This is a genomic window from Arthrobacter sp. SLBN-122 (assembly GCF_006715165.1).
Lineage (GTDB): Bacteria > Actinomycetota > Actinomycetes > Actinomycetales > Micrococcaceae > Arthrobacter.
Genome location: NZ_VFMS01000001.1, coordinates 1,162,990 through 1,188,310, shown reverse-complemented (window position 1 = coordinate 1,188,310; position 25,321 = coordinate 1,162,990). Strand labels below are relative to the sequence as shown.

At 65.9% G+C, this 25,321-nt stretch carries 19 protein-coding genes and 1 tRNA gene; 10 read left to right on the top strand and 10 right to left on the bottom strand.

Annotation, left to right across the window (positions count from 1 at the left end; all coding sequences use genetic code 11):
* The 4 genes from FBY36_RS05580 to FBY36_RS05565 all read left to right on the top strand — a co-directional run bounded on the left by FBY36_RS05580 (position 1) and on the right by FBY36_RS05565 (position 6,195).
* Complete coding sequence (locus FBY36_RS05580) at positions 1-2,847, top strand: molybdopterin-dependent oxidoreductase (RefSeq protein ID WP_142117696.1); 2,847 nt, start codon at positions 1-3, stop codon at positions 2,845-2,847.
* Between the two features lie 85 nt (positions 2,848-2,932).
* The gene (locus FBY36_RS05575; protein WP_142117695.1) at positions 2,933-3,913 is read left to right on the top strand and encodes an aldo/keto reductase; all 981 of its coding nucleotides are present in this window, start codon (positions 2,933-2,935) and stop codon (positions 3,911-3,913) included.
* 28 nt (positions 3,914-3,941) lie between these two features.
* The gene (locus FBY36_RS05570) at positions 3,942-4,589 is read left to right on the top strand and encodes a uracil-DNA glycosylase (RefSeq protein ID WP_160141875.1); all 648 of its coding nucleotides are present in this window, start codon (positions 3,942-3,944) and stop codon (positions 4,587-4,589) included.
* A 55-nt stretch (positions 4,590-4,644) separates the two neighbouring features.
* Complete coding sequence (locus FBY36_RS05565; protein WP_142117693.1) at positions 4,645-6,195, top strand: HNH endonuclease signature motif containing protein; 1,551 nt, start codon at positions 4,645-4,647, stop codon at positions 6,193-6,195.
* A gap of 13 nt (positions 6,196-6,208) precedes the next feature.
* Here FBY36_RS05565 and nboR read toward each other — a convergent pair whose 3' ends face one another.
* Together nboR and aceE are read right to left on the bottom strand one after the other, a co-directional pair.
* Positions 6,209-6,853, bottom strand: a complete 645-nt coding sequence (gene nboR, locus FBY36_RS05560; RefSeq protein ID WP_142117692.1) for a nicotine blue oxidoreductase — start codon at positions 6,851-6,853, stop codon at positions 6,209-6,211.
* Between the two features lie 76 nt (positions 6,854-6,929).
* Positions 6,930-9,671, bottom strand: coding sequence for a pyruvate dehydrogenase (acetyl-transferring), homodimeric type (gene aceE, locus FBY36_RS05555; protein ID WP_142117691.1), 2,742 nt, complete (start codon positions 9,669-9,671; stop codon positions 6,930-6,932).
* Positions 9,672-9,983: 312 nt separating this feature from the next.
* On the opposite strand from aceE, the gene FBY36_RS05550 reads away from it, so the two are divergent.
* From FBY36_RS05550 to FBY36_RS05540, 3 genes are read left to right on the top strand one after another with little or no spacing between them, the layout of a single operon-like run.
* Positions 9,984-11,552, top strand: a complete 1,569-nt coding sequence (locus FBY36_RS05550) for an NCS1 family nucleobase:cation symporter-1 (protein ID WP_142117690.1) — start codon at positions 9,984-9,986, stop codon at positions 11,550-11,552.
* A gap of 53 nt (positions 11,553-11,605) precedes the next feature.
* Complete coding sequence (locus FBY36_RS05545; RefSeq protein ID WP_142029040.1) at positions 11,606-12,349, top strand: aspartate/glutamate racemase family protein; 744 nt, start codon at positions 11,606-11,608, stop codon at positions 12,347-12,349.
* Between the two features lie 13 nt (positions 12,350-12,362).
* Positions 12,363-13,124, top strand: a complete 762-nt coding sequence (locus FBY36_RS05540) for an SDR family oxidoreductase (RefSeq protein WP_142117689.1) — start codon at positions 12,363-12,365, stop codon at positions 13,122-13,124.
* Positions 13,125-13,138: 14 nt separating this feature from the next.
* Here FBY36_RS05540 and FBY36_RS05535 read toward each other — a convergent pair whose 3' ends face one another.
* Genes FBY36_RS05535 through FBY36_RS05525 form a run of 3 tightly spaced genes read right to left on the bottom strand, consistent with a single transcriptional unit; the run spans position 13,139 to position 16,211 of the window.
* Positions 13,139-13,516: a sterol carrier family protein gene (locus tag FBY36_RS05535; protein WP_142117688.1), complete on the bottom strand. Its 378-nt coding sequence runs from the start codon at positions 13,514-13,516 to the stop codon at positions 13,139-13,141.
* 40 nt (positions 13,517-13,556) lie between these two features.
* A complete protein-coding gene (locus FBY36_RS05530) occupies positions 13,557-14,573 on the bottom strand; it encodes an asparaginase (protein WP_142117687.1) in 1,017 nt (338 codons plus the stop codon).
* 51 nt (positions 14,574-14,624) lie between these two features.
* Positions 14,625-16,211, bottom strand: coding sequence for a molybdopterin-dependent oxidoreductase (locus FBY36_RS05525; RefSeq protein ID WP_142117686.1), 1,587 nt, complete (start codon positions 16,209-16,211; stop codon positions 14,625-14,627).
* A 95-nt stretch (positions 16,212-16,306) separates the two neighbouring features.
* Between FBY36_RS05525 and purD the strand changes: the two genes are divergently transcribed.
* A complete protein-coding gene (purD, locus tag FBY36_RS05520) occupies positions 16,307-17,623 on the top strand; it encodes a phosphoribosylamine--glycine ligase (RefSeq protein ID WP_142122504.1) in 1,317 nt (438 codons plus the stop codon).
* A 3-nt stretch (positions 17,624-17,626) separates the two neighbouring features.
* Positions 17,627-18,565, top strand: coding sequence for a phosphoribosylaminoimidazolesuccinocarboxamide synthase (locus FBY36_RS05515; protein WP_142117685.1), 939 nt, complete (start codon positions 17,627-17,629; stop codon positions 18,563-18,565).
* A gap of 61 nt (positions 18,566-18,626) precedes the next feature.
* Here FBY36_RS05515 and FBY36_RS05510 read toward each other — a convergent pair whose 3' ends face one another.
* A complete protein-coding gene (locus FBY36_RS05510; RefSeq protein WP_142117684.1) occupies positions 18,627-19,892 on the bottom strand; it encodes a helix-turn-helix domain-containing protein in 1,266 nt (421 codons plus the stop codon).
* Positions 19,893-20,022: 130 nt separating this feature from the next.
* Here FBY36_RS05510 and FBY36_RS05505 point away from each other — a divergent pair, with 130 nt between their 5' ends.
* Entirely contained in the window at positions 20,023-20,250 is a 228-nt protein-coding gene (locus tag FBY36_RS05505) for a hypothetical protein (RefSeq protein WP_142117683.1), read from the top strand.
* A gap of 140 nt (positions 20,251-20,390) precedes the next feature.
* On the opposite strand, the gene FBY36_RS05500 is transcribed toward FBY36_RS05505, so the two are convergent.
* The 4 genes from FBY36_RS05500 to FBY36_RS05485 all read right to left on the bottom strand — a co-directional run bounded on the left by FBY36_RS05500 (position 20,391) and on the right by FBY36_RS05485 (position 25,319).
* Positions 20,391-20,467, bottom strand: a tRNA-Pro gene (locus tag FBY36_RS05500).
* 82 nt (positions 20,468-20,549) lie between these two features.
* Complete coding sequence (locus FBY36_RS05495; protein WP_142117682.1) at positions 20,550-22,376, bottom strand: ABC transporter ATP-binding protein; 1,827 nt, start codon at positions 22,374-22,376, stop codon at positions 20,550-20,552.
* Complete coding sequence (locus FBY36_RS05490; protein WP_142117681.1) at positions 22,373-24,181, bottom strand: ABC transporter ATP-binding protein; 1,809 nt, start codon at positions 24,179-24,181, stop codon at positions 22,373-22,375. The genes FBY36_RS05495 and FBY36_RS05490 overlap by 4 nt, the downstream gene beginning before the upstream one ends.
* 193 nt (positions 24,182-24,374) lie before the next feature.
* Positions 24,375-25,319 (bottom strand): metallophosphoesterase, encoded by a 945-nt coding sequence (locus FBY36_RS05485; protein ID WP_142117680.1) that lies wholly within the window; start codon positions 25,317-25,319, stop codon positions 24,375-24,377.
* Positions 25,320-25,321: the final 2 nt, after the last annotated feature.

Sequence of the window (25,321 nt, the reverse complement as noted above, 5' to 3'; positions counted from 1 at the left end):
ATGGCCATTGAGATCAACGGAACTTCTGCGAACGCCGCGCCCCGTCCAGGGCAGTGCCTGCGGACCTTCCTGCGGGAGCAGGGAAACCTGGGGGTGAAGAAGGGCTGCGACGGCGGCGACTGCGGGGCCTGCACGGTCCACGTGGACGGCGTGCCGGTGCACAGCTGCATTTACCCGGCGGTCAGGGCAGAAGGGCACTCCGTCACCACTATCGAGGGGCTCGCCGCGGCCAACTGCGCCGACGGGAAGCTCCCCGGCGGGCAGCTTCACCCCGTGCAGCAGCAGTTCCTGGAGCGCCAGGGCTTCCAGTGCGGTTTCTGCACGGCCGGCATGGTGATGACTGCCGCCTCCTTCAGTGATGAACAGAAGGAGAACCTGCCGCGGAACCTCAAGGGCAACCTTTGCCGGTGCACCGGGTACCGCGCCATCGCTGATGCGGTCTGCGGGGATGCCGGCCATCCGGATCCCCAGGGGCCGGGGTCCGGCATCGCAGGGGAGGGGCAGCCGGACCCGGAAGCGGGCCGGCTGGGTGACGACGTCCCGGCTCCGGCCAGCCGGGCAGTGGTCACCGGAACGGCCCGGTACACCCTGGACGTTCCGCAGGAGCAGCTGCAGGGCCTGCTGCACCTAAAGATCCTGCGGTCGCCGCTTGCCCATGCCCGCGTGGTGTCCATCGACAAGGCCGCGGCACTGAAGGTCCCCGGAGTGGTGGCTGTCCTCACCTCCGAGGATGCGCCCGAGCAACTGTTCTCCACGGCCCAGCACGAGCTGTTCACGGATGACCCCGACGATACCCGGGTGCTCGATGACGTGGTCAGGTTCATCGGGCAGCGGGTGGCCGCCGTCGTGGCGGAATCAATGGGCGCCGCGGAAGCAGGCGTGCGTGCGCTGCAGGTGGAGTATGAGGAACTCCCGGCCGTCCTCTCGCCCCAGGAGGCGCTGCTCCCCAACGCGCCGCTGGTCCACGGGGACAAGGATGCTGCCCGCTCCCGGATTGCGGGGCCGGAACGGAACGTGGTGGCGGAGCTGCACTCGGAGCTGGGAAGCGTGGCCGATGGCTTCGCCGCCGCCGACTTCATCCATGAACAGACCTACCAAACCCAGCGGGTGCAGCACGTGGCACTGGAAACCCACGCGGCCATCGCCTCGGTGGATGCAGAGGGCCGGCTGCAGGTGCGCACCTCCAGCCAGGTCCCGTTCCTGGTCCGCCGTACCCTCTGCCGTGTCTTTGGGCTTGAAGAGGACAAGGTGCATGTGGTGGCCGGGCGTGTGGGCGGTGGATTCGGCGGCAAGCAGGAAGTCCTCACGGAGGACCTCGTGGCGCTCGCGGCCCTGAAGCTGCAGCGGCCGGTCCAGCTGGAACTGACCCGCACCGAACAGTTCACCGCCACCACCACCCGGCACCCGTTTACCATCAAGCTGAAGGCCGGGGCCAGCCGGGACGGGAAGCTGACGGCACTGGAGCTGGACGTGGTGACCAACACCGGCGCCTACGGCAACCACGGTCCCGGCGTCATGTTCCACGGCTGCGGCGAATCGCTGTCGGTGTACAACTGCGCCAATAAGAAGGTGGACGCGCATTCGGTATATACCAATACCGTGCCGGCCGGTGCTTTCCGCGGGTACGGGCTGAGCCAGATGATCTTCGCCATCGAGTCGGCCATGGATGAGCTGGCCGCCGGCATCGGCATGGATCCGTTGGAGTTCCGCCGCCTGAACATGGTCCGCGAGGGGGACCACATGCTGTCCACGCAGCCCGACCCGGAGGAAGACGTCCACTACGGCAGCTATGGGCTGGACCAGTGCCTGGACCTGGTCCGGGATGCCCTGGACCGCGGCCGCGAACGCTACCGGCAGGCAGGCCTTGAGGATCTTGGGCCGGACTGGATGGTGGGCGAAGGCGCTGCCTTGTCCATGATCGACACCGTGCCGCCGCGCGGCCACTTTGCCCATTCCCGCCTGCGGCTCCTGACGGACGGGACGTACCAGGCCGACGTCGGAACCGCCGAATTCGGCAACGGCACCACCACGGTGCACGCCCAGCTTGCCGCCACCGCCCTCTCCACGCAGGCGTCCCGGGTGGCGGTGCGGCAGTCGGACACGGACCTCGTGGAGCACGACACCGGCGCGTTCGGCTCAGCCGGCACCGTGGTGGCCGGCAAGGCCACCCTCGCAGCAGCGGAGGAACTGGCGGTCCGGATCCGGGCGTTCGCCGCCGGCATCCGGCAGACCCAGGCCTCGGCGTGCGTCCTCGATGGGGATTCCCTGGTGGTGGACGGGACTCCCGTGGCACTTTCGGAACTTGCGCAGGCGGCCGCGGAAGCCGGCGTCGAACTCGCTGCCGAAGGGCGCTGGGGCGGTACGCCGCGCTCCGTCGCGTTCAACGTGCACGGCTTCCGGGTGGGGGTGAACCGCGGCACCGGCGAGCTGAAAATCCTGCAAAGCGTGCAGGCAGCTGACGCCGGGGTGGTGGTCAACCCGCGGCAGTGCCGCGGCCAGATCGAAGGCGGGATCGCGCAGGCCCTGGGTGCCACGCTGTACGAGGAAGTGGTGGTGGACGACGCCGGCAAGGTCACCACGGACATCCTCCGGCAGTACCACATTCCTACTTTTGCGGACGTGCCGCGCAGCGAGGTCTACTTCGCGGACACCAACGACAAGATGGGCCCGCTGGGGGCCAAGTCCATGAGCGAAAGCCCGTTCAACCCGGTGGCCCCCGCGCTCGCGAACGCCATCCGCAACGCCACTGGAGTTCGCTTCGCATCCCTGCCCATTGCGCGGGACCGGATCTACCTGGGGCTGAAGGAGGCAGGGCTGGTGCCCAAGGTGGAGCACGTTCCGTCCTAGGGCAACGAGGTCACATCCGGACCCCAGAGGCGTTCGCAGCGGGGCGGATCTGACCGCGGGTTGCATCGTTGCATATAGTCGTGGGATGGAACAGCGGATTTTAGGCAAGACCGGACGGAACGTCTCCATTGTGGGGCTGGGTACCTGGCAGCTCGGGGCGGACTGGGGCAACGTTGACCCGGCACAGGCGCAGGCCATCCTCGCAGCCTCCGTGGAGGCCGGCGTGACCCTCTTTGACACCGCCGACGTCTACGGGGACGGCAAGAGCGAGCAGGCCATTGGAAAGTTCCTCGCGGACAACCCGGGCCTGGGCGTTACGGTGGCCACCAAGATGGGCCGGCGCGTGGAACAGCGGCCGGAAAACTACACCCTGGCCAACTTCCGCCAGTGGGTTGACCGGTCACGGACGAACCTGGGCACGGACACCCTGGACCTGGTCCAGCTGCACTGCCCGCCCACTCCGGTCTACAGCAACAACGAGGTGTACGACGCCCTGGACACCCTGGTGTCCGAAGGCGCCATTAAGAACTACGGCGTCAGCGTGGAACGGACGGACGAGGCCCTCGAGGCGATCCGGCACGAGGGGACCGCGTCGGTCCAGATCATTCTGAATGCCTTCCGGCTCAAGCCGCTGGATGAGGTCCTCCCGGCTGCCAGGGCCGCAGGCGTGGGCATCGTCGCACGCGTGCCGCTCGCCTCCGGGCTGCTGTCAGGGAAGTACTCGAAAGACACCGCCTTCGCCGAGAATGACCACCGGAACTACAACCGCAAGGGCGAAGCCTTCGACGTCGGCGAGACCTTCTCCGGCGTGGACTACGAACTGGGCCTGAAGGCCGTGGCTGAGTTTGAGCAGCTGGTGCCGGAGGGTGCCACCAACGCCCAGGCTGCCATCGCCTGGATCGCCGCACAGGATGGGGTCACCACCGTCATCCCCGGTGCCCGCAATGTGGAGCAGGCCCGGGCTAACGCTGCCGCAGCCACGGTCAGCGTTGGCAAGGACTTCGACGAAGGCGTCCGCTGGATCTACGACCACTACTTCCGCGAGGCCATCCACCCCCGCTGGTAACGTTCGCCGCCTGGTTGAGAGCACGCCGGTGACTGCCTCCTTCCACGATCTTGTTGAGCGGCTTGCGGCTGTGGAAACGGGAGCGGCGGCCAACAACTTCTTCAACCATGCGGTGCCGGCAAATGAGCTGCGCCGCCGCAACCTGGAAATCTACCTGCAGGAGATGCTCGACCGGCGGCCCGGGATACTGCTGGTAGGGGAGGCACCGGGATTCAGGGGCATGCGCGTCACCGGGGTTCCCTTCACCAACCGGACCATCTTTGAGGGCCCCGCCAACAGCTTTGGCCTCTTTGGACCCGGGAAGGGGTACGTGCTTCCGCCGGAAGCTGCGGGAGTTGCCGCAGAGCCAACGGCCACCGTGATGTGGCAGGTGCTGGAGGACGTAGGGCTTCTGCCACTGCTGTGGAGCGCATTTCCCTGGCATCCCCATCAACCAGGGAAGCCGTTGTCCAACCGCACGCCCAAGCCGTCCGAGACGAAACTCGGAACCCCCTTCTGGCAGGACCTCGCAGCGTTGTTCGGGATCAGTTCCATCGTGGCGGTGGGCAACGTAGCCCAGCACAGCCTGCAGCGCAGCGGCCTGAACGCCCCCAAAATCCGGCATCCCGCCCACGGCGGGCGGGCTGGCTTCAAACGGGGACTGGAGCAGTTGCTGGCGGGAAGGATGCAGGGCTGAGCTGAATTCTCCGTGGCCGGTCTTGATTGTCAGACCCCCTTGTCATGATGGGTTTATGGGGAAAGCGGCGGTGGCGAGGGCGTTTGAGGACATCAAGGCTGCCCTCGCTGTGCTTGATGCGGAGGTTGATGGGGCGGGGTCGTTGCCGTTTTCGGCCGCTGATCCGTTGGCGGGGTTGGCGGATGGGTGCCTGGATATTTTGGCTGGGTCCCGGCAGGTCGAGGCGGGGATCGCGGGGCTAAAGGCGAAGGCCGCGGTGAGGTACGCGGAGGCTGCCTGGGCTGTTGCGGGGCCGGATGTGCTGGTGGTGGCGCAGGAGATGGCGGTCTCGGCGGAGATCGGGTGCGTGCTGGCGTTGGGTCCGCGGGCTGCGGGGTCTTTCCTTGCCACGTCCCACGCCGTAACAGCCAGGTTGCCGCTGACCCTGGAGGGGTTGCAGGCCGGGGTGATCTCATGGCAGCACGCCGTGGCCATGGCCGATGAGACGGCCAGCCTTGATGCTGCGGGGGCGGCGGCGTTGGAGGCGCATTTCCTTGACCCGGACGCACTTGACGCGGCCCGGGGGTGCCCGATGGGGCAGATGCCGGCGCACCGGTTCAAGTCCAAGGCCCGGCTCTGGCGGGAACGCCACCACGCCGAAAGCATCGAGAAGCGCCATGCCAAGGGCGTGGCGGACCGGCGGGTGGAGTTCCGGCCGGACCAGGACGGGATGGCCTGGCTCAGCGCGTGCCTGCCCGCGGACCAGGCCTTGGCGGGCTGGAACCGGCTCACCGCTATTGCCCGTGGGATGCAGGGCCCTAACGAGTCCCGCACCATGCCCCAGCTGCGTGCCGATACCTTTGCCGAAGCGATCCTGAGTGGTGGGCTGGGCACGGGCGGTGACACCAGTGGCAACATGAGCGGGAGCAGTGCCGGCGCCACGGGCGAGGTCGCGGGCAGCGTCGTCGCGGGCAGCGTCGTCGCGGCCGGTGGCGGCGACGGTAGGAGTGACGGCGCCGGGCGGGAACACCTGTCGACGCACATCCAGGCGCAGGTTCTGGTCACGGTCCCGGTGTTCGCGCTGATGGGGGTGACGGAGGAGCCGGCGGTCCTGGACGGGTACGGGCCCATCCCGGCGTCCATGGCACGGCGGCTCGTCGCGGACGGGGCCGATTCCTTCCACCGGGTCCTGGTGGACCCGCGCGACGGTGCACCGCTGGAGATCGGCAGGACCAGCTACCGAATCACAAGAGCGATGCGGGCCTGGCTGCGGATGCGGGACGGCAAGTGCCCGTTCCCCGGTTGCAGCAACAACTCCCTGGACAACGAGGCCGACCACATCCTCGCCTGGCACAAAGGCGGCACCACCGGCATCAGCAACCTGGGACAATCATGCCCCAAGCACCACCGGCTCCGGCACATCACAGGCTGGAAACCCACCCCCGCGACCAAGAATGAACCACCCGGCTGGACCTCACCCACGGGCCGGCACTACAAAAGCGAACACCAGGACTGGGAGCCACCACACTGGCCGGAGGGACTAAGGCTTGGCAGTGTCGACTTCTTTCGACATGGAAAGTCACCCGGAGAAGATGCCCTTGAACGGTACCTTCGGGTGCAGGCATGACCATCAGCGGGTGTCAGCGGAGAAGGTGCAACTGGTCGGGAGTATCCACGTCCTCACCGGTTGACTGATCGCTGCAATCCACCTCATCCACCAACTCCGGATGTGCCCGCAGAAAGCCGCGCGCCCCGGCGTCACCCGTCACTGTTGCGCACACCGCATCCCTCAGCGAGGCGTCGATGAGCAGCGGGTGACCCCTCTGGAGTTCGGCGTCCCCGCCTTTGTCGAGGCCGTCCCGGCGGCGGTACGCGGCGGCGGTGATCCGTCCGGGGCGGTGGCGGGCAAGCAGCCGCTTCACCGTTGCGGGCGTCAGGCCGGGCTGGTCCACCAGGGCGATCAGTAGGTGGTCTCCCGGATCAGCGGCCTGGTGGCCGAGCAGGAAGGAACGGCCCATTCCCGTGTGCCAGTCCTGGTTGACGATGACCCGGTAGCGGTCCAGTTCGGCTGCGGCTGCCACGTGCGGTGCGCCCGCTCCAAGGACCACCACCACCTCGCGGCAGCCGCCGTCGAGGAGGTTCCCGGCAATCGTCTCCACTAGCGGCCGTCCGCGGTAGGGGAGCAACGCCTTAGGGCCCAGACCGAGCCGGCTGCCTCCACCGCCAGCCAGGACGATGCCCGTCGCCTGCCGATCCTGCGAGTTGTCCGGCCCTGTGTTGCCCATAACTGAACCCTAACCAAACAAGGGAGCCGGGTCAGTCTCCCCACGGAAATGACCCGGCTGCCGGATTGTGCCGCGATCAGGCGTCGCCGCCTGCCCCGCCCGTGGTTCCGGCCGTAACGTCCAGGAGCTTGTAACGGTCCAGCGCGTATTGGGGCGCTCCCGCCTCCACTTCGCCCCTCGCCGCTAGCAGCTGCAGCACTTTCACCACGATGGAGTGGGTGTCGTTTTTGAAGTAGCGGCGGGCTGCTGCGCGGGTGTCGGAGAAGCCGAAGCCGTCGGCGCCGAGGGTGGCGAATTCGTTGGGGACGAATTGCCGGATTTGGTCCGGGATGGCTTTCATGTAGTCGGACACGGCGACGATGGGGCCGGTGGCGCCTTCGAGTTGCTGGGTGACGAAGGGGGTGCGGGCGGGTTGGCCGGGGTTGAGGAAGGCTTCTTCTTCGGCGGCGAGTCCGTCGCGGCGCAGTTCGTTCCAGGAGGTGACGGACCAGACGTCGGCGGAGACGTTCCAGTCATCGGCGAGGATGCGTTGGGCGTCGATGGCCCAGGGCACGGAGACGCCGGAGGCGAGGATCTGGGTGCGGGGACCGTCGATCTTTGCCGGGGCGAGCAGGTAGATGCCCTTGATGACGCCTTCGACGTCGAGGTTTTCCGGTTCTGCGGGCTGGATGATGGGTTCGTTGTATACGGTGAGGTAGTACATGACGTTCTTGTCGTTCGAGTCCGGCCCGTACATCCGTTCCAGGCCCGAGCGGACGATGTGCCCGATTTCGTAGCCGTAGGCGGGGTCGTAGGTGATGACGGCGGGGTTGGTGGAGGCCAGCAGGGGGGAGTGGCCGTCGGCGTGCTGGAGGCCTTCGCCGGTGAGGGTGGTCCGTCCTGCGGTGGCGCCGATAATGAAGCCGCGGGTCATTTGGTCCGCTGCTGCCCAGAAGGCGTCGCCGGTGCGCTGGAAGCCGAACATGGAGTAGAACACGTAGACCGGGACCAGGGGAACGCCGTGGGTGGCGTAGGAGGTCCCGGCGGCGGTGAAGGCTGCCACGGCGCCGGCTTCGTTGATGCCCGGGTGGATCAGCTGCCCGGCGGGGGATTCCTTGTAGGCCAGGACCAGGTCGCGGTCCACGGACAGGTAGTTCTGGCCCTTGGGGTTGTAGATCTTCGCGGTCGGGAAGAACGCATCCATCCCGAACGTGCGGGCTTCGTCGGGGATGATCGGGGCGATGTGCTTGCCGAAGTTCTTATCCCGCATCAGGTCCTTGAGGAGCCGGACGAAGGCCATGGTGGTGGCGGCCTGCTGCTTGCCCGAACCGCGCTTGGCCACCTCGTAGGACTTCGCGTCCGGCAAGGCGATTTCGGCGTGGGTGTTCCGGCGCTCCGGCACGGACCCGCCGAGGGCGGCACGGCGTTCCATCATGTACTTGATTTCCGGGGCGTCGTTACCGGGGTGGTAGTACGGCGGCCGGTAGGCGTCGTTCTCGATCTGTTCGTCGGTGACGGGGATCCGGAGGTGGTCGCGGAACTTCTTCAGGTCATCCTGGGTCAGTTTCTTCATCTGGTGGGTCGCGTTGCGGCCCTCGAAGTGCGGGCCCAGGCCGTAGCCCTTGACGGTGTGGGCGAGGATGACGGTGGGTTTGCCCTTGAATTCGGTGGCGGCCTTGTAGGCGGCGTAGACCTTGCGGTAGTCGTGGCCGCCGCGTTTGAGGTTCCAGATCTGGTCATCGGTGAGGTCCGCGACGAGGTCTTTGGTCTGCGGGGTCTTCCCGAAGAAGTGTTCACGGACGAACCCGCCGGATTCGGCTTTGTAGGTCTGGTAGTCCCCGTCGACGGTCTCGTTCATGATTTTCACCAGGGACCCGTCGGTGTCGCGGGTGAGCAGGTCATCCCACTCCCGGCCCCAGACGACCTTGATCACGTTCCAGCCCGCGCCGCGGAAGAACGCTTCGAGTTCCTGCATGATCTTGCCGTTGCCGCGCACCGGGCCGTCCAGGCGCTGGAGGTTGCAGTTGATCACGAAGTTCAGGTTGTCCAGGTTCTCGTTCGCGGCCAGCTGGAGCAGGCCGCGGGACTCGGGCTCGTCCATTTCCCCGTCGCCCAGGAACGCCCAGACCTGCTGGTCCGAGGTGTCTTTCAGGCCCCGGTTGTGCAGGTAGCGGTTGTTCTGGGCCTGGTAGATCGCGTTCATCGGCCCGATGCCCATGGACACGGTGGGGAATTCCCAGAAGTGCGGCATCAGGCGCGGGTGCGGGTAGGAGGACAGGGCATGCCCTTCCCGGGACTTTTCCTGCCGGAACCCGTCCAGGTCCTCCTCGGACAGGCGTCCTTCCATGAACGCCCTGGCGTACATGCCGGGGGAGGCGTGGCCCTGGAAGAAGACCTGGTCCCCGCCGCCGGGGTGGTCCTTGCCGCGGAAGAAGTGGTTGAACCCGACCTCGTACAGGGTCGCGGCCCCGGCGTAGGTGGAGATGTGCCCGCCGACCCCAATATCGGGCCGCTGCGCCCGGTGGACCATGACCGCGGCGTTCCACCGCATGTACGCCCGGTACCGGCGCTCGTACTCCTCGTTGCCCGGGAATTCGGCTTCCTGGTCCACCGGGATCGTGTTCACGTAATCGGTGGTGGTCACCATCGGCACCCCGACGCTCTGCGCGCCCGCGCGCTGCAGCAGGCTCCGCATGATGTATTGGGCACGCTCGGTGCCCTGTTCCCTGATCAACGCGTCCAGGGACTCAACCCACTCGGCAGTCTCTTCCGGATCACGATCAGGCAGCTGGTTAGTCAACCCGCTGAGGATATGGGAGGTATCTTCTCCTGCAGCCACGTCAGCCTCTTTTCATCTTTGAATGCATCGGGCTCATGTTTTTCGTATTGCGAGAAAACATTATTGCTAGATGAGAATAGTAGGAGTCTGAGCCTCGGTCAACGTGACGGCTGGCATGCGGGCGGAGAATCAGGCGGACGGCAGAAAGCAGCGGTTTGTGACTGGCTTGCACTGATGCTGCTGCTTGACCGTCAGTGACGCAGGTCATATTCTTATTTCACTATTCAATATCTTGATTCCGCAATGTGGAATAACAGAAACGACGAAACGTCGGCCTCACCACCCGGAATCCTCCAAAGAATTGAGAACCCTATGCAAACCCCTCCCTCCACGGGCGTTGACGCGGGCCAGGGGCTGACAGAGACGTCAGCCGTTCCAGCCCATCCGTCGGGCAGCGTTGAAGCCCTGTGCGAAACCGCCAGCGCAGCTTCAAGCACAAGCATCAGCCCTTCCCTCTACAATGCCGACCTTGCCCCCACCAAACGCGCGGGCCGCAGCTGGACGAGCTACAGCATCTTCACCCTCTGGGCCAACGACGTGCACAGCCTGGGCAACTACGCCTTTGCCATCGGACTGTTCGCCCTGGGTCTGGGCGGCTGGCAGATCCTGATGGCACTTGGCATTGGTGCCGCGCTGCTGTTCGGACTCCTGACCCTTTCCGGTTTCATGGGGGTCAAGACCGGTGTCCCCTTCCCGGTCATGAGCCGCATCAGTTTCGGCATCAGGGGTGCCCAGATTGCCAGCCTCCTCCGCGGCGCGGTGGCCGTGGCATGGTTCGGCATCCAGACCTACCTCGCTTCCGTGGTCTTCCGCGTGATGCTCGTAGCCATGTTCCCGGCCCTGGGGGACCTGGACCAGGACTCCATCCTGGGACTGTCCACGCTGGGATGGATGGCCTTCGTGGCCCTCTGGGTGGTGCAGCTGGTCATCGTCAGCTTCGGCATGGAAATGATCCGCAAATATGAGGCCTTTGCCGGTCCTGTGATCCTCGCCACCATGGCGGCGATGGCCGTCTGGATCTTCGTGGAAGCCGGTGGAAGCATCGCCTGGTCTTCCAACAAGGCCCTGGAAGGGCCGGAAATGTGGCTCACCATCTTCGCCGGCGGCGCCCTCTGGGTCTCGATCTACGGCACGTTCGTCCTGAACTTCTGCGATTTCACCCGCTCAGCGGTCTCCAAAAAGGCGGTGGTCCGCGGCAACTTCTGGGGCATCCCCATCAACATGCTCGTGTTCGGCGCCATCGTGGTGGTCATGGCCGGCGGCCAGTTCAAGATCAACGGCACCATCATCAAGAGCCCGTCGGATATCGTCCAGACCATCCCCAACACGCTGTTCCTGGTCCTTGCCTGCCTTGCCCTGTTGATCCTGACCATCGCCGTGAACCTCATGGCCAACTTCGTCGCCCCCGTGTACGCCCTGACCAACCTGTTTCCCCGCCGGCTGAACTTCCGCAGGGCGGCAATGGTCTCGGGCACCATCGGACTCGTCATCCTGCCGTGGAACCTTTACAACAACCCGCTGGTCATCGTGTACTTCCTCGGCGGCCTCGGTGCGCTGCTTGGCCCGCTGTTTGGCGTCGTCATGGCGGACTACTGGCTGATCCGCCGCGGCAAGGTCAATGTCCCCGAGCTCTACACGGCATCACCGGAAGGCGCGTACTTCTACCGGAAAGGCGTGAACCCGCGGGCGATCATCGCCATGGTTCCGGCGGCCGTCCTGGCCCTGCTGATCGCCTTCGTACCCGGGCTGGCTGCCGCGGCACCCTTCGCCTGGTTCTTCGCAGCGGGCATAGCAGCGGCACTGTACTTCTTCGTCGCCGACCGCAACCAAAGGCTGGACGACCGCGACGGCGAGGCCATCGCCGTCGTCAGCACCCACTAAGCCCCACCACTGAACACGGCCCAACCACGGCCGCCCGACCAAGGATCCTCCCCATGCGCATACTCGTCGCAAACGTCAACACCACCCAGTCAATGACAGACTCGATCGCCGCATCGGCACGCAGCGTGGCCGCTCCCGGCACAGAGATCGTCGGCATCACCCCGAGGTTCGGCGCCGACTCCTGCGAAGGAAACTTCGAAAGCTACCTTGCCGCCATAGCCGTGATGGACGCCGTCACGTCCCACCCCGGGCCCTTCGACGCCGTCATCCAGGCAGGATACGGCGAGCACGGCCGCGAGGGGCTGCAGGAGCTGCTGGACGTCCCGGTCGTTGACATCACCGAGGCCGCCGCCAGCACGGCCATGTTCCTGGGGCACAAGTATTCGGTGGTCACCACCCTGGACCGGACGGTACCCCTCATCGAGGACCGGCTGAAGCTGGCCGGGCTGGACGCCAGATGCGCGTCAGTCCGTGCAAGCGGCATGGCAGTCCTGGAACTTGAGGAAGAACCGGAGCGCGCCGTGGAAGCCATCATCAACCAGGCAATGCTGGCCGTAACCCAGGACCGGGCTGAGGTGATTGTCCTTGGCTGCGGCGGCATGGCCGGCCTGGACGAGCAGATCCGGCAACGGGCAGGTGTTCCCGTGGTGGATGGCGTAGCCTCTGCCGTGACCATCGCCGAATCCCTGGTCCGCATGCGCCTGACCACCTCCAAGGTGCGGACGTTCGCTGCGCCGCGGCCCAAGACCGTCATAGGCTGGCCGCTGAACAAGCCGGCCGTGCCGGCCCAGCTTTAGCCCAGGAGAGCGCATGAACACTTCCCCTCCCACAGCACGCGTCGCCGTCGTCACGGGCGCAGGCTCCGGCATCGGGCGGGAGGTTGCCCGGCAGATGCTGGCCGACGGATACCGGGTGGCACTTGCCGGCCGCCGGGAGGCGCAGCTGAAGGAAACAGCGGACGGCAGCCCGGACGCACTGGTGGTTCCCTGCGACGTGACCCGGCCCGACGACGTCGAACGCCTTTTCGAGGCGGCCCGCCAACGGTGGGGGCGCGTGGACGTGCTGTTCAATAACGCCGGGGTGTTCGGCCCGGCGGCCGGGGTGGATGAGATCAGCCTGGCGGACTGGAACGCCACCTTGGCCGTGAACCTGACCGGGTCCATGCTCTGCGCCGCCGCTGCCGTCCGGACCATGAAGGCGCAGGAACCTCAGGGCGGGCGGATCATCAACAACGGCTCCATCTCCGCGCATTCACCCCGGCCGCGCACCGTGGCCTACACCGTCACCAAGCACGCCATGACCGGCCTGACCAAGAGCATCGAACTGGACGGCCGCGGTTACGGCATCACCTGCGGGCAGATCGATATCGGCAACACCGCCACCGAGATCATGGACACCATCGGCGTCGGCTCGGGTGCGCTGCAGGCGGACGGCAGCCGCAAGGTGGAGCCGATGTTTCCGGTGGCGGATGCTGCGCGTGCGGTGCTGATGATGGCCAACATGCCGGCCTCTGCCAGCGTGGGCTCAGTGGTGGTCACCGCGGCAGGGATGCCTTTCATCGGCCGCGGGTAGCCGCACCGGAAGGACTACAGCGGCAGCAGGGCCGACAGGTCCGCGCGCAGGCCGGACGCGGCCACCTTGCCGGCCCCGACTGCCTCCGCCCAGCCCAACTGGCCGGTCACCATAGCAAGCCAGGTGGCGGCGTCGCACTCAATCACGTTGGGCGGGGTTCCGCGCCTGTGCCGCGGACCCTCAACGCACTGGGTGACGCCAAAGGGCGGGACGCGCACCTCTACGGAGTTTCCGGGCGCGCGCGCCGTCACCTCCTCCAATGAGTACCTGACGGCAGTGGCCAGGACCGTCCGCGGCAAGGGAACGTCCGACGTCGGCTGGGCAGCTTCCAGCCACGCCTTCAGTGCTGCTTTGCCTTGCTGGACGTCAATACGACGGCGGGCTACGGCCATGCGTTCAATCTTCCTTCGGCGTGTTGCTGGGGGGTGGGCGTCAGTCCAGGAGCGCGGAAACTGCCGGGCCCAGCCTGATCTTGCCAACCGGGCGGCCGCCGCCGAGTACGGGTTCCACCACGCGCTCCAGGGCGCTGGCAACTCCCGGGATCTCCACGGCCCCTGCCGCCGCGAGGAGGGTGAGGGCCACCAGCGAGGTGGCGCGGACATTTCCGTCAAGGATCTTAACTGCCACGGAGACCCCTTGGGGCGTTGCCATGGCCAGGACGCCCTCAGCCCCGATCTTGGCAATGACCTCCAGCTCATCCATTACCAGGGTGTTGGCTTCGCCGCGGCCCTGCACCGCCCAGGGGTAGTCGAGCATCGAGGTGGCGATGGTGGCGGCCCTGGCGCTGAAGCTCTGGTCACCGGGGGCCTTGGCCAGGTGGGAGTAGGCCCTCGCCAGGCCCTTCAGGGAAACAGCCGCCACGGGGGCGCCGCAGCCGTCGATCCCCAGGTGCGCGATCTTCTCGCCCGCATATTCCTCGACGACGGTCCGCACCCGTTGCTGCAGCGGATGGTTTGGCTCCAGATAACTGTGGGTGTCCCACCCGTTCTCAGTACAGGCCCACAGGAAGGCTGCGTGCTTCCCGGAACAGTTGTACGCCAGCCGCGACTTCCCCTTCTCCGAGCGCACCAGCCAGTTCCGGGCCGTTTCATCCTGTGGCCACGCCTCAGGGCACTGCAGCTGGTCTTCACGGACGCCCGCTGCCTTGAGCATGCCCGCCACCACATCCATGTGGTCCAGGGATCCGGTATGGCTTCCGCAGGCGATGGCGACCTGGGCGCCCCGCAGCGGAACCCCTGACTGCATGGACGCCAGGGCCTGGAACGGCTTGAGCGTGGACCGCGCATAGATGGGGGTGTTGATGTCCCCGAGTTCAGTGACCACCGAACCGTCCGCGGACAGGAGCACGGCCGAACCGATGTGCCGCGACTCCACAAAGCCGCTTCGTTCGATCACGGCCAGTTCGACGGCGGAGTCAACAGTGAAGGTGGCATGCGGATTGTGCGGCATACAGCCAGTCTATGGGCCAGTCCAGCAGATGCCGGGGACTACTGCACGGGACTACTGCACCGTGACCATCACCGACTGCCACCCCGATGCGCCGTCAGGGACGGGATCGGCGCGCTGGTCCGTCTGTACCGCCCCGGTCCCGTCCGTGGCCCGGACCTTGATGTAGTGCGGGCCGGGCGTGGCGTCCCATTCGTAGGACCACTGGCGCCAGGTGACCGTGGATGCTTCGGTGGAAAGGGTGGCTTCCGTCCAGTCGCCGTTGTCGATCTGGATTTCCACTTTGGTGATGCCGCGCGTCTGGGCCCAGGCGGTCCCGCCCACGGCCACTTTCCCGGCGGGTACCTTCGCAAAGGATTTCGGCACGTCCACGCGTGCCATCGTCTTGATGGGACCGCGCTCCGACCAGCCCCGCTCGGTCCAGTAGGCCTTGCTGTCGGCGAACCGCGTGACCTCCAGGTCCACCACCCACTTGGTGGCGGAGACGAACCCATACAGCCCGGGAACCACCATCCGGACCGGGTAGCCGTGCTCGAGCGGAAGCGGCTCCCCGTTCATGCCGATGGCCAGCATGGCGTCCCTGTCGTCCTGCAGGACCTCCAGGGGAGTGGAGGCGCTGAAGCCATCGATGGACTTCGACAGCACCATGTCCGCCCCGTCCTTGGGTTTGGCGCGGGCCAGGACCTCACGGATAGGCAGGCCCAGCCACTTGGCGTTGCCGGCCAGGTTGCCGCCCACGGGATTGGAGACGCAGGTCAGCGTGACATGCGACTCGATCAGGTCGGCGTCGAGCAGGTCCTGGAAGGTCAGCGTCACTTCCTGTTCCACGAGCCCGTGCACGCGCAGTTCCCAGTCGTCAACATTGATTTCCGGCACGCTCAGCGCCGTATCGATCCGGTAGAACTCGCCGTTGGGAGTCAGCCACGGCGGAACCCCGGGCACCGGGGACTGGACCCCGGCCGGTACGGCGGCTGCGGCCTCTGCAGGCGACGGCAGCGTCAGTGCCTCCCTTGCCTTGGCCACATTGCTGCGCGCGGCAGCCAGCACCCGCCCACCGGTGGCGGCAATGCCCGCGGCCAGGGCGGTGATCCCGGCAGCGGCGAAGAACCGGCGACGGCTGGTACCGTCGCTCCCAACCCGTTCTCCGCCGTCGGACGCTGTATCCGCCGGCGCTTCCGGCCACGCCTTCAACCCCCACAGCGGCACCATCAGGCGGCGCAGGACCACCAGCCCGGCAATGGTCCCCAGCACGGAAGGGATGGAATCCGCGGCGCCCACCCCCGCGCGGGTCACCACACTGGCCACGATCACGGCCCCCATGAAGAGCACGCCCAGGACGCCCAGCGCCCATTTCCGGTAGGCCACCACGCCCAGGATGCAGGCAAGCACCGCGATGGTCAGGCCCATGCCCACGAACAACGCCGCCTTGTCGTTGGTGCCGAAGGTGGCGATGGCAAAGTCCTTCAGGGCGGGCGGCGTGAAATCAATGAAGGTGGACCCCAGGGCAAACAGGGGGGTAGCCCTGGCGGTGAAGAACGCCCCCGTCAGCTCCGCAACAGCAAGTACGACGGCGGCTGCCACCACGCCTGCCAACGCGGCCATGGTTGCCGGGCCTGTAATCCTGTTTCGCAACTTTGTCATGTCTATGGTTCGGAGCGGGCGGGAGTCCGGATTGACCGGTCGGGGGAGGACACAGCTTAGGAGCGGGGAGGGTGCACAAAGTACCCTTGGACACTGTGAAGGTACTCGTCATTGGCCCCGGAGGCCGCGAACACGCCATTGTCCGCTCCCTGCTTGCCGACCCCAACGTGTCCGAGGTCCACGCGGCGCCTGGCAATGCCGGCATCAGCAAGCTGGTTCCCACCTACAACATCAACGGCAACGATCCTGAGGCAGTTGCGGAGCTGGCCACCCGGCTCGGTGTGGACCTCGTGGTGGTGGGCCCGGAGGCGCCGCTGGCCGCGGGCGTATCGGACGCCGTCCGCGAAGCCGGGATTCCCGTGTTCGGGCCCAGCAAGGCAGCAGCCCAGCTTGAGGCCTCAAAGGCCTTCGCCAAGGAAGTCATGGCGGAAGCAGGCGTCCCCACGGCGATGGCCATGGTGGCCACGACTGCCGAGGAAGCAGCATCCGCCCTGGACACCTTCGGTGCCCCGTACGTCGTGAAGGACGATGGGCTCGCCGCCGGCAAGGGCGTTGTGGTCACCCGCAACCGCGACGAAGCCTTGGCGCACGCCCAGTCCTGCTTCGACGCCGGCGGTTCGGTGGTCATCGAGGAGTTCCTGGACGGCCCTGAAGTTTCCCTGTTTGTCCTCTGCGATGGGCAGAACACCGTGGCGCTCTCGCCCGCACAGGATTTCAAGCGCATCTTCGACAACGACGAAGGGCCCAACACCGGCGGCATGGGCGCCTATACGCCGCTCGAGTGGGCCCCCGAAGGGCTGGTCCAGGAAGTCCTTGACCGGGTAGCCCAGCCCACCGTCAAGGAAATGGCCCGCCGCGGCACCCCGTTCGTAGGCGTACTGTTCGTGGGCCTGGCCCTCACCTCGCGCGGCACTCGCGTCATCGAGTTCAACGTCCGCTTCGGCGACCCCGAGACCCAGGCGGTCCTCGCCCGGCTCAAGACCCCCCTCGGTGCGCTGCTGATGGCGGCCGCCAAGGGCGAACTGGACAAGGCAGAAGAGCTGCGGTGGGCCAGGGAAACTGCCGTCGCCGTGGTCATCGCCTCGGAGAACTACCCGGACAAGCCCCGCACCGGCGACCGCATCCGCGGGCTCAAGAAGGTTGAGGAACTCGACGGCGTGCACGTCATCCACGCCGGAACCGCCCTGGACGAGGAAGGCAAGGTGGTGTCCGCCGGCGGGCGGGTGCTGGCCGTCGTCGCCCTGGGCAGCGACCTGGTGGAGGCACGCGAGAAAGCGTACGACGGCGTGGAGCTGGTGAAGCTGGACGGCTCGCAGTTCCGCACGGACATCGGTCGCAAAGCCGCCCGCGGGGAAATCAAGGTACCGTATGGTGCCACAGGCTCCATGCCCATCGTGAAAGCAAAGGCCTGACCCATGACTGAAACCCCAGAGAACCGCGGCTACGCCACGAAAACCGTTGACCTGCCCGGCTGGACACACGTCTACTCCGGCAAGGTGCGCGACCTCTACGAGCCCGCCGACGAGTCCATTCTGCAGCGCGTTGGCCAGGAATGCGTGCTGGTGGTGGCCAGCGACCGGATCAGCGCCTACGACCATGTGCTGTCCAGCGAAATCCCCGACAAGGGACGCATCCTGACCCAGTTGAGCCTCTGGTGGTTCGACCAGCTGGGCGTGGAGCACCATGTGCTCGGCTCCACCGTGGAGGACGGAGTGCCGGCCGAAGTGGAAGGCCGGGCCATGATCTGCAAGAAGCTGGACATGTTCCCGGTGGAGTGCATCGCCCGCGGCTACCTCACGGGGTCTGGCCTGCAGGAGTACAAGGCTTCCGGAACGGTGTGCAACATCCCGCTGCCCGAAGGCCTGGTGGACGGGTCCAGGCTCGAGCGCCCTATTTTCACGCCGTCGGCCAAGGCGCTGATCGGTGAACACGACGAGAACATCACCTACGACGCCGTGGTGGCGTTGGTTGGCGATGACATCGCCGCCCGCCTCAGCGAGCTGACGCTAAAGATCTACACGACGGCGGAAAAGGTCGCCCGTGAGCGCGGCATCATCCTGGCGGATACCAAGGTGGAGTTCGGCTACGACGCCGTCTCCGGGTCCATCACCCTGGGCGACGAGGTTCTGACCCCGGATTCCTCGCGTTTCTGGGACGCCGGCACCTACAAGCCGGGCCAGGCCCAGCCTTCCTATGACAAGCAGTATGTGCGGGACTGGCTCACTTCAGCCGAGTCCGGTTGGGACAAATCTTCGGACACCCCGCCGCCCGCGCTTCCCGCGGAAGTCGTGGAGCGTACCCGCGGCCGCTACGTCGAAGCGTACGAGAAGATCACTGGAAAGACGTTCTCCTAGGCCAGCCTCGGCCAACCTTGAAGCCAGGTAAGCCCGCTTTCGCGGGTTTACCTGGTTTCGATCAACTGGCCTTTGCGGCCGCGGCAGCGCGTTTCTGCGCCAGCTTGATTTCCAGGATCGCGTCCAGCGCCTGCTGGACCCGGTCCTGTGCGCCGGCGGCCGCGAAGGCCTTTTGGGCGTCCTCAAGATGGACCAATGCTTCGTCGGTATCGCCCGCGGCCTTGAGGGACTTGCCAAGCAGCAGTGAAACCTCCCCAGCCGTGTGCTTGCCCAGCGCGTCGCGCTCGGCATGGATCTCGCGCAATTTTTCGACGGCGGCAACAATGTCCCCGGTCAGGTACAGCCAGCGGGCACGGATGAAGGCGACTTCCAGTTCGTCACTCTTGGTTCCGCCCACAATAGAGAAGGCCAACTCTGCCCGCTCGATCGCCGAGAGCGTCTCGGGTTCAACGATCCCGGAGGAAAGCCGAACAGCAGCAGACGCCTTATTGAATCGGGCCCACAATTCGATGTCGTTTGCAGGAGAAAGCAGACGTGCGGCCCTCTCGTGGTGCTTGACGCCTTCCGTATAGTCGTGCCGCATGAACGCCACATTGCCAATCACCCAGGCAACTTCGCCCGCGAGCTGGGACATGGCGTGCTCGTCGACCTGGTCAAGCAGAGCCTGGCAGTACTTCCAGGCTTCATCCAACCGACCGCTTTCGGCCAAGGCGCCAATCAGGATTCTGTGGGCCCCGATAAGCACGGTCGAACCACGGGGCAGATTGACAGAGAGCCTGACAGCTTCCAACGCGTGCTCCACGGCGATGGGCAGTTGGCCCTGGCCGTGGCACACGGCGGCCAGCATCTGGCGGGCACGCACGCCAAGGCCCACAGACTCTGTTGCCATTGGATGCTCAAGGAGGCGCTCAACAATTTTGCGGCACTCCTGCAGGTCACCCTGCTTCATGAGGCACTCGGCCTGCATGTAGGTCATGTTCCACCAGGCACTGGTGTTCTTGCCGTCAAGCGCTATCTGCGCGGCTGCCGCAGCGTGGGTTGCAGCCAAGGGGTAGTCACGCAGATCCCATGCCTGGCGGGCATAGAGCCCTGCCAGCACGTACTCGGCATCACTTACGGAAATCGGCTGGCTCCAAGCCTCCAGGGCCTTGGGAGCCAGCTCCAACCTGCGCGCCAATTCTTCAATTACTTCGGCCGTCGGCTCCCGGCGTCCGGTTTCGAGCAGCGAAATATAGCTGGGTGAATACAGGTCCTTGCCCAGTTCGGCCTGTGTCAGTCCACGCTCAAGGCGCTCCGCCCGGAGCTTTTCTCCGAATCCGTTGCCCACGCGTTTCCTCCTTCTGGACAGCCAAGGCTGCGCGAATGCTTGACAGCCCCTGTGGAAAATATTTTACAATGTGTGTCAACAAGGACAGTGCTGGCTTTGTAACGAATCCGACTCGTATTGAGGAACTTATATGTTGAAGAAGATCGCAACCGCGGCTGCCTTGGCTGGGGCCCTGGCTTTCTCCGCGGCGGCTCCGGCCGTCCTGTCTGCAGGTTCCATCGCCGATAACCCGGGTACGTCGGTAGCCATCGGTAACTGGCCTGACCCTGCTTCCACGAAGGTGAAGAAGGACAAGAAGACCACTACCACTGACACCTCCGTCGTCACCTACATCGGCAACTGGCCCGATCCCGCGTAAACAGCTTCCTCACAGCAGGAGGCGATGAGACAGCCCCGGAGCAACCGCTCCGGGGCTGTTTCTGTTAGAGGATCAGTTATGGCCGTGACCACATCGAGATGAAAAAAGAGGGCCTCCGCAAGGAGACCCTCTTTTCGTTATGGTCGGGATGACAGGATTTGAACCTGCGACCTCTTCGTCCCGAACGAAGCGCGCTACCAAGCTGCGCTACATCCCGATCCGCTGCAAAAGCAACTTTACAAGGATAGCCGATCCAGGCTCTGGATGCGAAATCCCGGGCGGCGAACCGAAGAAGCGGGTCAGACCAGCGAGTCTTTCCATGCCCCGTGCAGGTCGGCGAAGCGTCCGCCGCCGCCGATCAGTTCCTCCGGCGTGCCATCCTCCACGATCCGGCCGTCGTGCACCACCAGGACACGGTCCGCCGTCTCCACCGTGGACAGGCGGTGCGCGATGATCAGGGCCGTCCTGCGCTCCGCCTCCGTCCCGGCAAGCAGGCGGGCCAGCCCGGCCTGCACCAGCCGCTCCGACGGGATATCCAGCGAGGAGGTGGCCTCGTCCAGGATCAGCACCGCCGGTTGCGCAAGGAACGCCCTGGCAAAGCTGATCAGCTGCCGCTGGCCGGAGGAGACCCTGCCGCCGCGCTTGTTGACGTCGGTGTCGTAGCCTTCGGGAAGCTCCAGGATGAACTCGTGCGCGCCCACCGCCTTGGCGGCCTCTTCGATCTCCCCGCGTGATGCTTCAGGCCGGCCAAGGGCTATGTTGTCCGCCACCGAGCCGCTGAACAGGAAGGCTTCCTGGGTGACCATGACGATGTTCCGCCGGAGGTCGGTGGTGGCCAGGTCGCGGAGGTCCACGCCGTCCAGGGTGAGGGTGCCGGAGGTGACGTCGTAGAAGCGTGCAATGAGTTTGGCCAGGGTGGATTTCCCGGCGCCCGTCTGTCCCACCAGGGCAACGGTCTGTCCTGCCGGGATGTGCAGGTCCAGAAGGGGAACCACCAATGGGCCATCGCCGTAGCGGAATTCCACGCCGTTGAAGTCGATGCGCCCCGTGGCACTGGGAAGGGGCACCGGGTTCTTCGGCGGCCGGACCGTGGGCACCTCCTCGAGCAGTCCGGACACCTTTTCCAGGGCTGCCTGGGCGCTTTGGAACGAGTTGTAGAACATGGCCATCTGGTCCACGGGCTGGAAGAACCGCTTGGTGGAGAGGATGAGGGCCAGGAGCACGCCCACTGCCAGGTCGCCGTCCAGCACCCGGAATCCGCCGAACAGCAGGACCACGGCAACGCAGACGTTGCCGATCAGCACCAGGCCAGGCTGGAAGATGCCGTTGAGGTTGATGGACCGGACGGTGACCAGCCGGTAGTCCTCGGCGAGTTTGCCGTAGCGCTCCGAGTTCTCCTTCTCCTTGCGGAAGGCCTTGACGGCGCGGATGCCGGTCATGGTTTCCACGAAGTGCACGATCAGCCGGGCGGAGACCACGCGGGATTCCCGGAACGCGATCTGCGAGTGCTTCTGGTACCAGCGGGACAGGAAGAACATCGGCACGCCCGCCGCCAACACCAGCAAACCGCTCCGCCAGTCCAGGGCAAAGATGGTGACGGCGGTAAAGGCCATGAAGAGCATGCCGGAAGCGAGCGAGCTGACGCCCGAATCGAGGAGTTCGCGCAACGCCTCCAGGTCCGAGGTCTGCCGGGCGATGATCCTGCCCGAGGTGTACTTTTCGTGGAACTCCAGACTGAGCCGCTGCGTGTGGCGGAAGACGCGCACGCGCAGGTCCAGCAGCATCGCCTGGCTGAGCCGCGCAGTGGAGGTGACGTAGAGGGCGGTGAGTCCCGCCGTCGCAATGGCTGCCAAAAGGTAGGCGACGCCGGTGAACACCAGCGGGAGGTTGTCGCCGGCCTGAAGGGCGGGCAGGGCGTGGTCGATCCCGAACGCTATTAGTGCGGGGCCGGCGACCCGTGCGGCCTGGGACAGGACCACCATGGCGATGGTCAGCCAGAACCGTACCCGCACCGGACGGATCAGCGACCGCAGCAGGGCGAGCGACCGGCGTCGTACTGCCCTGCTGTCGCTCTTGCTGAGGTGGGCGTTGTCTTCATTGGCGGTGCCGAACGTTGCGGTGCTCATCGGGTCACTTCCTCAGCCTGGTCTTCGAGGGCCGACAGTTCGGAGTCCAGGTCCCGCGGCTCCCGGTCCAGGCTGGCGATGACGTAACGGTAGTGCTGGTTGGCGGCCAGCAGCTCGGTGTGCGTTCCCACGGCGGTGATGCGCCCGTCCTCCAGCAAAGCCACCCGGTCTGCGAGGGCCACGGTGGAAGGACGGTGGGCCACGATCAGGGTGGTGGTGTCCTTCAGGACCTCCCGGAGGCGGGCCTCCACCAGTTCTTCGGTGTGAACGTCCAGGGCGGACAGCGGATCGTCCAGGACCAGGACTCTTGGACGCGCGGCGATGGCACGTGCCAGCGCAATGCGTTGCCGCTGGCCGCCGGACAGGCTCAGGCCTTCCTCGCCGATCAGCGTGTCCACGCCTTCGGGCAGGGAATAGGCGAAGTGAGCCTGGGCCACGTCCAGGGCCTCGTCCAGGACATCCTCCGTGCGGACCGGGGCGCCAAGCAGGACGTTGTCCCGCACAGAATTGGAGAAGAGCGTGGTGTCCTCGAAAGCCACCCCGACGATCCTGCGCAGCTCCTCGACATCGAAGTCCCGCAGGTCGACGCCGTCGATGGTGATGGCGCCGCCGCTGACGTCGTACAGCCGGGCCACCAGCTGGATCAGCGCACTCTTGCCGCTGCCGGTAATGCCCACCAGTGCCATGGTTTCTCCGGGCAGGATATCCAGGTCGATGTCCTTGAGGATCGGCTTGTCCGGTGCGTCCTCGAAAGCGAAGGCTGCGTGGTTGAAGCGGAGCGCCCCCGCCAGTTGGCCCGGACTGCTGGGCTGTGCAGGGCTGGTGATGGCGTTCTGCGTGTCCATCACTTCGTAGTGGCGGTCGACGGCGGTCTTGGCCGTGAGTGCCATGGCCAGCAGCATGCCGGAAAATTCCACGGGGGAGGCGATGACTGCGGCGGTGGCGAAGAACGCCACCAGGGCGCCGATGCTCAACTCGCCGCTGGCGCACAGCATCACGCCCACCACGAGGCCGGCTCCCAAGGCGAGTTCGGGAAGCAGTGTGACCACCATGGTGAACGTTGCCTGGTGGCGTGCCTTCGCGATCTCCGTCTGGCGCAGTTCTTCCGCCTGCTCGTTGAAGTTTTCCAGGGCCTCCCGGCTGCGCCCGAAGGCCTTGAGCACCCGGATGCCGTGGACGGATTCCTCTACCGTTGTGGCAAGGTCCCCGGCCTGGTCCTGGCTTTGGCGGGCAACCTTGCTGAACCGGGTGCGGAACCGGAAGCTGTTGATGGTGATGGGAACGGCGGCGCCCAGGAAGATCAGGGCCAGCTGCCAGCTCATGGCGAACATGGCCACGATGCCGATGATCACGGTCAGTGTGGTGACCACCAGCATGATGGCGCCAAAGGCCATCCAGCGGCGCAGGAAGTTCAGGTCCGTCATGGCCCGGGACAGCAGCTGGCCGGAGCCCCACCGGTCGTGGAAGGAGACGGTCAGTTCCTGCAGGTGGTCATAGAGGGACACCCGCATCCGGGTTTCCACGGAGGTGGCGGGGTTGATGACGAACTGCCGGCGCAGGGCCACCAGTCCCGCCTCGGCGATGCCCAGGACCAGGATGATTGCGGCGGAAACCCAGACGGCATCCGGCGTACCCCCTGGCTGCAGTGCCGTGTTCACCAGGACCCGCAGCACCTGCGGGATGGTCAGGGCCACCACGCTGGCCAGGAGGGCGCAGAGGAGTCCCAGCAGGAGCCTGGGGATGATGGGCCGGACGTGCGGATAAAGACGGCTGATGGATCGGAAAAATGGAGTCTGCTTGGCCATGCCCGCTTCTCAAGCTCTAAAACGAATGTAGTTTCCTCTAGCAACTACCCTATGCCATTGGCGTGAGGCGGTTCACACTGATTTTGAGCGGCGCGTGCTGCTTGCCCAGTTATTGCAGACCGTAATGCCGATGCCCTATCAGATATGGTCCTCATAACCCCTTTTTGGGGACCCTAAGTGATGGAGCAACAGGTCAGTTGGGGGAGGTGAGGGTCAGTAGGACCGCTTCAGGTTTGCAGGCGATCCTTACCGGGGCGAAGCGCGAGGTGCCGATGCCGCCCGAGACGTTGACCGGCGTCGTGCTTCCGTTGCTTGACCAGTCGTTGAGGCCCTTTGCACGCCAGGTGGGAAGGTCGCAGTTGGACACGATGGCTCCGTAACCGGGGATGCACAGCTGGCCGCCGTGCGTGTGTCCGGCCAGCAGGAGGTCCGCTCCGCTTTCGGTGAAGTGGTCCAGGACCCGCTGGTACGGCGCGTGGATGACCGCTACCCGGAGGTGGTCATTCGCATCCTGGCTGACCGTTCCGCGGGGCCAGCCGGCGTACCGTTCCCGCTTCAGGTGCGGATCATCAACGCCGGAGAAATCGAAGCGCATGCCCTTGAGGACCAGGGACTGGTTGCGGTTGGTGAGGTCAACCCAGCCGCTCATGCCGAAGCCCGAGCGCAGGCGCGGCCAGTCGAGGGCGATCGGCTTCGGCTTCACCTTGGACGGCCCCAACAGATACGCTGCCGGATTCTTGGGGCTGGGCGCGAAGTAATCGTTGGAGCCGGGGACGAAGACGCCGGGGAATTGCAGCAGCGGCTTCAAAGCGTCCAGCAGCGGGTCCACGGCCTTGACGTGGCTCAGGTTGTCGCCCGTGTTCACCACGAGGTCCGGCTGAAGGTCCGCCAGCGACCCCAGCCAGTCAGCCTTCTTGTTCTGCCCCGGTACGAAATGGATGTCGCTGAGGTGCAGGATCCGGAATGGTTCGCGGCCGGGAGGCAGGATGGCCAGCGTTTCCTCGCGGAGGACGAACTGGTTCTTCTCCCACAGTCCATAGCCGAAGGCAGCCATTCCGGCTGCTGCGCCAGCGCCTGCAGTGACGGCAAAGCCGCGCCCGATTGCACGTGCGCGGCTTGCCAAGGTGTCGATGTTCATGG